Annotated in this window: 11 protein-coding genes; 7 read left to right on the top strand and 4 right to left on the bottom strand. The window is 70.6% G+C overall.

Annotated elements, in window-relative coordinates:
- Window positions 1-4: 4 nt before the first annotated feature.
- Complete coding sequence (locus F8566_RS05785) at window positions 5-607, bottom strand: short chain dehydrogenase (RefSeq protein ID WP_151558745.1); 603 nt, start codon at window positions 605-607, stop codon at window positions 5-7.
- A 142-nt stretch (window positions 608-749) separates the two neighbouring features.
- Here F8566_RS05785 and F8566_RS05790 point away from each other — a divergent pair, with 142 nt between their 5' ends.
- From F8566_RS05790 to F8566_RS05800, 3 genes are all read left to right on the top strand, one after another.
- Entirely contained in the window at window positions 750-1,685 is a 936-nt protein-coding gene (locus F8566_RS05790) for an LLM class F420-dependent oxidoreductase (protein ID WP_151558747.1), read from the top strand.
- Window positions 1,686-1,753: 68 nt separating this feature from the next.
- Window positions 1,754-2,290, top strand: coding sequence for a hypothetical protein (locus F8566_RS05795; protein ID WP_151558749.1), 537 nt, complete (start codon window positions 1,754-1,756; stop codon window positions 2,288-2,290).
- A complete protein-coding gene (locus tag F8566_RS05800; RefSeq protein WP_151558751.1) occupies window positions 2,287-3,411 on the top strand; it encodes a winged helix DNA-binding domain-containing protein in 1,125 nt (374 codons plus the stop codon). The genes F8566_RS05795 and F8566_RS05800 overlap by 4 nt, the downstream gene beginning before the upstream one ends.
- 102 nt (window positions 3,412-3,513) lie before the next feature.
- Here the strand turns inward: F8566_RS05800 and F8566_RS05805 are convergent, their stop codons facing one another.
- From F8566_RS05805 to F8566_RS05815, 3 genes are all read right to left on the bottom strand, one after another.
- The gene (locus tag F8566_RS05805) at window positions 3,514-4,215 is read right to left on the bottom strand and encodes a DUF4190 domain-containing protein (RefSeq protein ID WP_192809532.1); all 702 of its coding nucleotides are present in this window, start codon (window positions 4,213-4,215) and stop codon (window positions 3,514-3,516) included.
- A gap of 205 nt (window positions 4,216-4,420) precedes the next feature.
- Window positions 4,421-5,056, bottom strand: a complete 636-nt coding sequence (locus F8566_RS05810; RefSeq protein WP_151558755.1) for a LuxR C-terminal-related transcriptional regulator — start codon at window positions 5,054-5,056, stop codon at window positions 4,421-4,423.
- A complete protein-coding gene (locus F8566_RS05815; protein ID WP_151558757.1) occupies window positions 5,053-6,285 on the bottom strand; it encodes an ATP-binding protein in 1,233 nt (410 codons plus the stop codon). The genes F8566_RS05810 and F8566_RS05815 overlap by 4 nt, the downstream gene beginning before the upstream one ends.
- Before the next feature lie 165 nt (window positions 6,286-6,450).
- Between F8566_RS05815 and F8566_RS05820 the strand changes: the two genes are divergently transcribed.
- The 4 genes from F8566_RS05820 to F8566_RS05830 all read left to right on the top strand — a co-directional run bounded on the left by F8566_RS05820 (window position 6,451) and on the right by F8566_RS05830 (window position 9,690).
- Window positions 6,451-7,851, top strand: a complete 1,401-nt coding sequence (locus F8566_RS05820) for a PspC domain-containing protein (RefSeq protein WP_151558759.1) — start codon at window positions 6,451-6,453, stop codon at window positions 7,849-7,851.
- On the top strand, window positions 7,844-8,068 hold the full coding sequence (locus F8566_RS05825) for a hypothetical protein (protein WP_151558761.1): 225 nt from the start codon (window positions 7,844-7,846) through the stop codon (window positions 8,066-8,068). The genes F8566_RS05820 and F8566_RS05825 overlap by 8 nt, the downstream gene beginning before the upstream one ends.
- 86 nt (window positions 8,069-8,154) lie before the next feature.
- A complete protein-coding gene (locus F8566_RS52815; RefSeq protein WP_404800269.1) occupies window positions 8,155-8,241 on the top strand; it encodes a putative leader peptide in 87 nt (28 codons plus the stop codon).
- Window positions 8,242-8,370: 129 nt separating this feature from the next.
- The gene (locus F8566_RS05830; protein ID WP_192809533.1) at window positions 8,371-9,690 is read left to right on the top strand and encodes a dicarboxylate/amino acid:cation symporter; all 1,320 of its coding nucleotides are present in this window, start codon (window positions 8,371-8,373) and stop codon (window positions 9,688-9,690) included.
- The last annotated feature ends 90 nt before the right edge of the window (window positions 9,691-9,780 follow it).

The following is a 9,780-nucleotide window of genomic DNA, read 5'->3' on the forward strand; positions in this document are numbered from 1 at the left end:
CGCCTCACTCGACCACGTACACCTGGCCCGTCTGGTGGCCCTCGATCGAGCGCACGTACGCGCGGGCCGCCGCGGCCACCGGAACGGGCTCGAACCCGACGAAGATCTCGCCGTAGGCGGGCATCGACTCGGTGAAGACGGTCGGGCTGACCACGTTGATCCGCTGCCGGTGCGGCAGCTCGATGGCGGCGGCGCGCACGAACGCCTCGATCGCGCCGTTGGCCAGCGAGGCCATCGAGCCGGTGCGGACAGGGTCCCGGGACAGCACTCCTGTGATCAGGGTGAACGAGGCGTCCTCCACGGCGTGCGCGGTGCCCTGCCGGACGAGCTCGACCTGGCTGAACGCCTTCCCGCGCAGGCCGGCCATCACGTCGCCGGAGCCCAGCTCGGTGAGCGGCTTCCAGGGAACCCATCCCGCCGTGTTGGCCACGGCGTCGACGCGGCCCGTCTTCTCGTACATCGCGCGTACCGACTCGGGGTCGGTGATGTCGACGGAGATGTCCGAGCCGTTCCGGGACGCCGTGACGACCTCATGGCCGCGCGCCCGCAACGCCTCGTGCACCGCACGGCCGAGCTTTCCAGTCGCTCCGATCAGCAGGATCTTCATGATGCGCTCCTCTCGTTGCAACGACGAAAAGAGCCTCGCCTGAGCGGCACTATTCAGTCCAGCTACCTATCCTTCAGATTCTTTGTAGAGATACTAATGAGCAGTCGGAAATAACGGTGAACGCCGTCAGGTTGCCGCCTTCATGACGATCGGAGTAGCACTCCCCCCTGCCACATCCGGTAATGCGATCGACACGGCCGTCGCCAGAGCGCGCGAGGCGTCCGAAGCCGGTCTGCGATCCATATGGAGCGGCCAGCGCCTCGACGCCGATGCCATCGCCCTCGCGGGATTCATCGGACGGGAGGTGCCCGACGTCACCGTCGGCACCTCGGCTGTGCCGATCTTCGCCCGCCATCCGATCCTGGTGGCGAGCCAGGCGCACACCTCGCAGGCCGCCACCGGCGGCCGGTTCCAGCTGGGCCTCGGGCTCGGCGCGGGCGCGTTCGTCGAGCCGGTCTTCGGCGTCCCGTACGACCGTCCCATCGCCCGGCTGCGCGAGTTCCTCACCGTGCTCCGATCGCTCACCGAGGACGGATCGGCCGACTTCCAGGGCGAGACGCTGACCGCCAGCACGCCCATGCCCGCCGCCGTGGCCGGCGCTCCGCCCGTTCCCCTACTCGTCGCCGCGATGGGCCCGCAGGCCCTGCGCGCCACCGGCGAGCTCGCCGACGGAACGCTGCCGTTCCTCGCGGGCCCGAGGACGCTGGGCGAGCACATCGTTCCCCAGATCACCACGGCCGCCGAACGGGCTGGACGCCCCGCGCCGCGCATCGTCGCGTTCGTCGCCGGCATCGTGACGAGCGACGTCGACGCCGCACGCGAAGCCGCCGCCCAGGCCACCGGCTTCTACGACCGCTTGCCGTCCTACCAGCGGGTGGTGGCCCTCGAAGGTGCCTCCCGTGCCGCCGAACTGGTCGTGACCGGCGACGAGGAGACCGTCGCCGCCGAGGTCCGCCGTTACTTCGACGCCGGCGCCACCGAGGTCGTCTTCACCCAGACCGACCTCACCACGGACGAGGACCGCGAGCGGACCTGGAAGCTCCTCGGCGGGCTCGCCGCTGATGCTCAGCCAGGCTGACCTGTCCATGAAACGGGGCCGTATCAAGGGTGGCGGTCACCGATGCCGTACCGGTTATGGTGACGCGCATGAGATGGCTCCTCGCCCTCCATGTCTCACTTGCGGCCGTTTTCGTGCTGGTCAGTCCGTTCTTCCTGCTCGCCGGACTCGCCCTCCTGCCCGTCTACCACCTGGCCACGGACCGCAGGGAGAGCGCGGCCCCGCGCGCCGGCGCGCTGGTCTGCGGGCTGATGGCCGCGGCCGCGCTGGTGTGGTGGGAGTACGGGTGGTGGTTCGAGATGAGCACCATGGACAAGGGCGCGTACGACGTCGAGCTCACGCTGCGACGGATTCTCTTCACCGGCGCACTCGTCCTGACCACCGTCTACGTGACGGTCACGGTGATCCTGCACGGGCGGCGGAAGGCGGTTCACGTACCGGCGCGGGCGCGGGTGGTCGATCTGGTCGTTCTCGCCTCGCCCGCCCTGGTACTGCTCTGGGTTGACGACGGCCAGTCGCGCCTGGCCCCCGGCTGGACCGGATGGCTCGCGCTCGCCGTCGCCGGGGTGGGCGCCGCGACCATCGCCGCCGTACCCCGGCCGGCGGCCCTGACGAAAGAAGGATGATGATCTCGCTGCGCGGCCTCAACCGCACCCTGCTCACCCGCCAGTTGCTGGTGGACCGCGTCCCGATGGCACCGTTCGAGACGATCCGGCACCTGGTCGCCGTGCAGGGCCAGGAGCCCAACTGGCCGTACATCGGGCTCTGGACGCGGCTGACGGACTTCAGGCACGACGACCTGGCCGTGCTGATTCACGAACGCAAGGTCGTGCGGTCCACCATGTTGCGCAGGACCGTGCACCTCGCTCACGCCGATGACTTCACCTGGATCCGGCCGACCGTGGCTCCCATCGTGCGCGCCGCGTTCAGCTCACCCTTCTATGCCGATGAGACCAAGGGGCTGGACCTGGACGAAGTGCACCAGGTGGGCCGTGAGCTGCTGGCCGGGCGAACGCTGACGCGGCGGGAGTACGGGCGGCTGATGGCCGAGCGGTACCCCGGGCGCAACGGCGGCCGGCTCGCCTCAGTGGCAGAGCTCATGTCGGCAATGGTGCACGGTCCCGAGGCGGCGGCATGGGGGCGGTGGGGCAGTCCGCCCAGCGTCTCCGTCACCTTGGCGGAGGAGTGGTCGGGGCTGCCGATGGCCACCGCGCCCGAGCCGGAACGGCTCGTGCTGCGCTATCTGGCGGCGTTCGGGCCGGCCAGCGTCATGGACGTGCAGACGTGGGCGGGGATCACCCGTCTCCGCGCGGTGATGGCAGGGATGCGCGACGAGCTGCGCGTTGTGCGGGACGAGGAAGGGCGGGAGCTGTACGACCTGCCCGATGCGCCGATCGCCGACCCTGACCGGCCCGTGCCCGTACGCTTCCTGCCCGCGTTCGACAACGCGCTGCTCGGCCACAAGGACCGGCGGCGCGTGATCGACGAGGAGGACCGCAGGCGCTACGCGAAGGTCGCGTCGGGCGGGGTGCCGATGTTCCTCGTGGACGGCTTCGTCCAGGGTGTGTGGACCGTCCGGAAGTCGACGTTGACGGTCGCGCCCTTCCGTCCGCTGCCGGACGAGGACGCCGAGGCGGTGCTGGCTGAGGCCGAGCGGCTGCGCACCTTCATCGGCGGCGAGCTGACCATCGACTTCGTCGAGGACGGCTCCGCCCCGATCAACAACCTGCAGGCGGGGTCGCGGTGACGGCCGGGCCCGGCGCACGTGGCGCCGGGCCTGCGACGGCCTGCTGCGGACGGGGCGCCCACCGGCGCTCGTGCCCCTGTGACGCGCGCCGTGGACGGGGACTCAGGTCCGCAGCTTGCGGGTGAGCTTGGTGCCGTCCTTGGCGTGCACGGCGACGCAGGTGATCGCGCGGTCGCCGGACGCCCATGACTGGACGCTCGGGAAGTAGTAGGACGTCGCAAGGCTGCGGCGTGCCGGCTCACGGCTGAGCCTGCTTCCGATCCGCTGCTGGCAGCCCTTCCCGGCCAGCGTGCTCATCTGGCTCTCGCTGGGCAGGGTCGCCGTGGAAAGCCGGAACGTGGCCAGCACCTCGCCGTCATGGGGTGTCGTGCAAGGCACGACCTTGACGCTCTCCACCTCGACGGGACCTTCGATGGAGGTGGTCGCGCCGGAGTTGTCGTTGATGCAGTCGCCCACGCGCATCTTGTTGGCGCGCACGTCCTTCGGCTTGGTCGTGGTCACCTTGGGCGTCGCGAGCTTGTCCAGGTCGTCCTTGTCGAGCGAACTGATGAAGAGGTAGCCGGCGGTGCCGCCCACGACCCAGAGCAGGGACAGGACGATGCCGCCGATGGCCAGGCCACGGCCCTTCTGACCGCGCTCCTTGATCTGCTTCATCGCGATCGCGCCGAGGATCAGCCCGAGGATCCCGAAGCAGCCGAGGAGGCCTGTGATCAGGCTGGCGATGGCGAGCCCGTTGGTGGAGTCGCTGGACGGCCTGTGGGAGGCCGGTCCAGGCAGGGGTGGATCACCGGGCGCGGGGTACATGGGTTGGGGTGCGGCCCCCGGGGCAGGGTCATTGCCCGGAAAGCCGGAACCAGGTGGGTATGTCATGACGAGCGACGATCCCACGCCCGTGATCACCGCGCCGGACTAAGTGATCACGATTCCATCACGAGACGGGCGGAACCCTTGCGGATCGCCCGGAGATGACACTAGGGACACTTCAACTGATCGTCAGAACATCAAAGCGTCAGACCAGGCGGCGGGCGGCGGCCCAGCGCGACAGCTCGTGACGGTTGGAGAGCTGCAGCTTGCGCAACACGGAGCTCACGTGCGTCTCGACCGTCTTCACCGAGATGAAGAGCTCCTTGGCGATCTCCTTGTAGGCGTAGCCACGCGCGATCAGGCGCAGGACCTCGCGTTCACGCTGGGTGAGCTGGTCGAGCTCGGGATCCACGGCGGGCGCGTCGCTGGCGGCGAAGGCGTCCAGCACGAAGCCCGCCAGCCGCGGTGAGAAGACCGCGTCGCCCTCGGCCACCCGGCCGATCGCGTCGGTCAGCTCGGGCCCGGAGATGGTCTTGGTGACGTAACCGCGCGCCCCGCCGCGCACGACACCGATCACGTCCTCGGCCGCGTCCGACACCGACAGCGCCAGGAAGCGCGACTGCACGGTGCCATGGAGCCGGCGCAGCACCTCGATACCGCCGCCACCGGGCAGATGGACGTCGAGCAGCACCACGTCGGGCTCGGCGGCCTTGATGACCGTGACCGCCTCGTCGACGTCCCCGGCCTCGCCGACGATCTCGATGCTGGCGCCGAGCTCGGCCTTGACCCCGGTGCGGAACATCTGGTGGTCGTCGACGAGGACGACCCTGGTGTCGGTCATGACTTTTTGATCTCCAAACGCACTTCGGTGCCCTCACCGGGGGCGGTACGGACGGTGGCCTTGCCTCCGTTGCGTTCCATACGTCCGATGATGGAGCCTCGCACACCCATCCGGTCCGCGGGAATGGCGTCCGGGTCGAATCCCTTGCCGCGGTCCCGGACGAAGATCGCGACCTCGTCGCCCTCGACCTCGGCGTAGACCGAGACGGACGGCGCCTCGGCGTACTTCGCCGCGTTCACCATCGCCTCCCGCGCCGCCTGCAACGCGGCGCCGAGCCGCTCGTCGAGCATGGTGTCCCCGACACAGACCACCTCGATCGGCACGCCGTGGTCGTCCTCCACCTCGCCTGCGATCTCCCGTACCGCCGCCGCGAACGTCTGGTCGGGGTCGGCCTTCGGCTGGTAGAGCCAGCTGCGCAGCGTTCGCTCCTGGGACCGGGCGAGCCTCTGCACCTCGCGCGGGTCGGCCGCGTTGCGCTGGATCAGGGTCAGCGTGTGCAGGACCGAGTCGTGCACGTGCGCCGCGAGCTCGGCACGTTCCTGGGAACGGATGCGCTCGTGCCGCTCGGCGTCCAGGTCCTGCCAGAGCCGGACCACCCACGGGGTCACGATCACGGCCACACCGGTGAGGATCACCAGCGTGGCGATCAGGACGGAGCTCGCCTGGGCCGGCTCGACCTGCTGGGCGACGAAGCCCGCGATGCCGCCGACGACCAGGATCAGGCCCAGTACGCTGCGCAGCCACATCTGGCGGAGCGGGATCCGCGTCAGGCCGACCCAGCGCTGCCGCTGGTCGCGGTCGGCCTGCTGCCAGAGGATCGCGGCGCCGATGCCCCCCGCGATGAACGGCCACAGCGCGCCCTGGATGAGCCCGCTGCTCGCGCTCAGCGTGGCGAGGCCGCCCGCGACCGCGGTGTACGCCAGCAACTGGCCCCAGTCACGGCGGCCGCGACGGGGCCTGACCGCGGTGCCTTCCTCCATGGCCCCGGCGACATCGTCGGCGTCGGCAGTGCCGTGGTCCTCGCTCGGCACCAGAACCCAGAACGCGGCGTACGCCGCCACGCCGAGGCCGCTCGCCATGGTCAGCAGGACGAAGGCGGCCCTGATGATCAGCGTGTCGACGCCGAGATGGGCCGACAGGCCACGGCACACACCGGCCACCAGCCGCCCGTCGGCACGCCGCACCAGCCGGGCGGCCACCGGCGCGTCGGGCACGGCATGTCCGGTCATCGTCGTCGTCCCCAAGCTGTGTGAGAGATCTCCGCTGCAACGATCGTCACATGGGCCGGAGCGGATCGCATCAGGGCGGGTCCCCCATTACCTGAGGAACTCCTCAGGGTCGGGTCAGGGGTGTCCCGGATTCCCCGCGGGAGCGGGGTCCGCAACGATGGGGCCATGGTCGAGGACCGCAGCGCAGCCAGCCCACCGCCGCCGCCCCAGTCGTCCACGCCCCGTTCATCCACGGAGGGGGCGTACGAGCGGATGCCCCGCGTCACCGAGGGCCGCATCCTGGCGGGGGTGTGCACCGGCGTCGGGCGTGCCACCGGGGTCGACCCGGTGGTGATCAGGGTCGGGTTCGGCATCCTGATGCTCGCGCACGGCCAGGGCCTCGTGCTCTACATCGCCGCCGCGCTCCTCATGCCCGGCCGCCCGCAGGACCTGGCGCCGGCGGAGCAGCTGTTCAGGCGCCGGTTCGACAAGGCCGCGGTGTTGTCGATCCTGGGGGCGCTGATGTGCCTGGGCTTCGCGCTGAGCATGGCCGGGGGCGCGGTCTTCGGCGACGCGCTGGCGATCTTCACGGTGTTCGGGTTGGTGCTGCTGGTCTCCCACGCGCGGGGAGTGGATCTCGCCGCCGCCGCCCGCACGTTCCCCGAACGGCTCCAGGGCCACCCGCTCGACCAGCCGTACAGGGGTGCCGCGGGAACGGCCGGCGCGGCGGGAGCAGAGAGCACCGGGATCTCGCTGGACAAGCTCGGCCGGACTCCGGGCGGGCTGCCCGAGGGCATGATCGATCTCGCCGCTCTCGGCGGCACTCCGCACGCGGGCACCCGGCCTGTGGACGACGGGCCTGTGGACACCCTGCCTGCGGATACTCAGCCGGCGGGCACCCGGCCGGCGGCAGAACGTGCCGCACCTTCAATGAAGGCACGCTCGGCAGGAGCCGCCGCGGCGATCCGCAAACAGCAGGGGCCGCCGCTGACGCAGATCACGCTGCTGGCGGCCATGGCCGCCGGTGCGGCCATGATCCCGGTGGCGGGCGGCCACCCGGCGCCGCAGAACGGCATCATCATCGCGTCGGTCGCGCTGGCGGTCATCGGCGGCGGGCTGCTGCTGGGCGGCTGGTTCCGGGCCCGGGGCCTCGCCACGGCCGGCACCGTGCTCACGCTGAGCCTGCTCGCCGGATCGGCGGCCACCGAGGTGCCGAGGGACGCCCGCTACGGCGAGATCAAGTGGCGGCCCACCGATGCCACCCGCACCGAACAGGCCTACAAGGTCGCGGTCGGCTCGGCCGTCCTGGACCTCACCGCGCTGCCCATGAAGCCAGGCGAACGCATCACGATCAACGTCGACGTGCTGCTCGGCGGGCTCAAGGTCAAGCTGCCCCCGAAAGCCCGGGTCGAACTCGACGCGCAGATCGGCCTGGGCGACATGTCCGTGGACCTGCGCACGATCAGCGGCCCGCGCGCCAAGGTCAACGAGGTCCTGCCGCCCTTGGACGGCACGACCGTGAACCCACCGGTGATCAGTCTCCGGATCCGCGGCAAGGTCGGCGAGATACAGGTGGATCATGTCTGAGCACGAGACGCGCGACGAGCGGCGGCACCGGTTCGATCCCGGGGGTGTGATCACCGGGCTGTTCTTCCTGGCCGTCGCGGGAGTGTCGCTGGCGACCGGGTTCTCCGGCGAGTCCGTCGTGAGCCTGCGGTTCCTCGTCCCCGCGGTGCTGATCGGGCTCGGTGTGGTGGGCATCATCCGGGTCCTCACCCGCTCCCGGCGGCGCACCCTGCGGTGACCTTGATCCCGTTCGGTGATCCGGTGTGAGGGGGATCACCGCCGAGCCGGGAACGAACAAACCGGACATCGGGGTTGACCATACCCGTGAGGACCTCCGAGAAGAGCATCCTGCTCGTGGCCCGGCTGCACATCGACCTGTGCCGCCTCGCCAGCGTGCTGTGTCGCGGCTGACCCGCCACCGCGCCCTCTTCTGACTCTCCCGCTCCCCTTCACCTTCTTCACCCCCGCGCACCGCCATGCCCTGATGTGGCCGGCCGGACGGCGCCGTACGGGGTGACTCGACCTCCTGGAGAACCCTCCGTGAATTTGCGTGTCTGGAAATGGCAGTTCTGGCAGCAGATCGTGCTCGCGCTCGTCCTGGGCGTGGCGGTCGGCGCCCTGCTCAACAACCTCGGTGACGGCGCCGGACTCGCCGAGGACTGGCTCGACCCGTTCGGCTCGGTCTACACCAGCCTGCTGAAGGTCGTCGTCGTCCCGCTCGTCTTCGCCGCGATCGTGGTGAGCATCGGCCGGCTCCGCGATGTCGGGAACGTGGCGCGGCTGACCGGCAAGACCCTGGGCTGGTTCGTGGTCACCTCGGCCATCGCCACCGCGATCGGCCTGATCATCGCGCTGATCGTCAACCCCGGTGAAGGGCTGGGCAGGCTCGCCAGCGAGACGGCCGAGACCGAGCCGGTCACCTGGACGCAGATCCTGCAGAACCTCTTCCCGTCCAACATCGTCAACGCGATGTCCGAGGGCAACGTGCTCGGCGTGGTCACGTTCGCCGCGCTGTTCGGCGCCGCCCTCGTGGCGATCGGCGAGCGCGGGCAGCGGCTGACCGCCCTGATCGACGACGTCTACCAGGTCATGCAGAAGGTCGTCTGGTGGGTCGTGCGGCTCACCCCGATCGGCTCGTTCTTCCTGATCGGCTCCGTCGTCGCGACGTACGGGCCGAGCTCGCTGCAGCCACTGGCCAAGTTCACCGGCGCGATCTACCTGGCCGTCGCGGTGATGCTGATCGTCGGCTACCCGGTCCTGCTGCGCGTCTTCGGCCGCGTCTCGCCGCTGAGGTTCTACCGCAACTCCTGGCCGGCGCTGCAGTTCGCGTTCGTCTCCTCGTCCTCCCTCGCCACCCTGCCGATCGCGCAGAAGGTGCAGATCGAGCGGAACGGCGTGCAGCGCGAGTACGCCGGCTTCGCCCAGCCACTGGGCGCCACGATCAAGTTCGACGGCTGCGGCGCGATCTACCCGGCGGTGGCCGCGGTCTTCGTGGCCCAGTACACCGGTGCCCACCTGGGCTTCGCCGAGTACGCCCTGATCGCCCTGGCCGCCGTCATCGGCCAGCTCGGCACCGGCGGCACCCCCGGCCCGGCCCTGGTCGCGCTGACCCTGACCCTCACCACCGTCGGCCTGCCGCTGCAGGCGATCGGCTACCTGATCGCCATCGACAAGGTCATCGACATGGCCCGGACGACCCTCAACGTCGCCGGCCAGCTCACGGTCCCGGTGCTCGTCGCCCGTTCCGAGGGCCTGCTCGACGAGAAGATCTTCAACGGCACCCCGCCCGAGATCACCGACGACCCGGCCACTGTGGAGGAGCCCGAGGCGAGCAGGACACGGGAGCCCGTCCCCGCCTGACCGATCAGACCCGACCGATCAGAAGCGCCGGGGGGGGGGGGGCCCCCGGGCCCCCCCGCCGGCGCCGGGGGGCGCCGGCAGCCCGGCGGG

The organism is Actinomadura rudentiformis, assembly GCF_008923185.1.
GTDB classification, from domain to species: Bacteria; Actinomycetota; Actinomycetes; order Streptosporangiales; family Streptosporangiaceae; genus Spirillospora; species Spirillospora rudentiformis.

What these genes read in the sequence shown, in the direction of transcription:
- F8566_RS05785 (WP_151558745.1), bottom strand. Translation starts at nt 607, where the DNA reads ATGAAGATCCTGCTGATCGGAGCGACTGGAAAGCTCGGCCGTGCGGTG.
- F8566_RS05790 (WP_151558747.1), top strand. Translation starts at nt 750, where the DNA reads ATGACGATCGGAGTAGCACTCCCCCCTGCCACATCCGGTAATGCGATC.
- F8566_RS05795 (WP_151558749.1), top strand. Translation starts at nt 1,754, where the DNA reads ATGAGATGGCTCCTCGCCCTCCATGTCTCACTTGCGGCCGTTTTCGTG.
- F8566_RS05800 (WP_151558751.1), top strand. Translation starts at nt 2,287, where the DNA reads ATGATGATCTCGCTGCGCGGCCTCAACCGCACCCTGCTCACCCGCCAG.
- F8566_RS05805 (WP_192809532.1), bottom strand. Translation starts at nt 4,215, where the DNA reads ATGTACCCCGCGCCCGGTGATCCACCCCTGCCTGGACCGGCCTCCCAC.
- F8566_RS05810 (WP_151558755.1), bottom strand. Translation starts at nt 5,056, where the DNA reads ATGACCGACACCAGGGTCGTCCTCGTCGACGACCACCAGATGTTCCGC.
- F8566_RS05815 (WP_151558757.1), bottom strand. Translation starts at nt 6,285, where the DNA reads ATGACCGGACATGCCGTGCCCGACGCGCCGGTGGCCGCCCGGCTGGTG.
- F8566_RS05820 (WP_151558759.1), top strand. Translation starts at nt 6,451, where the DNA reads ATGGTCGAGGACCGCAGCGCAGCCAGCCCACCGCCGCCGCCCCAGTCG.
- F8566_RS05825 (WP_151558761.1), top strand. Translation starts at nt 7,844, where the DNA reads ATGTCTGAGCACGAGACGCGCGACGAGCGGCGGCACCGGTTCGATCCC.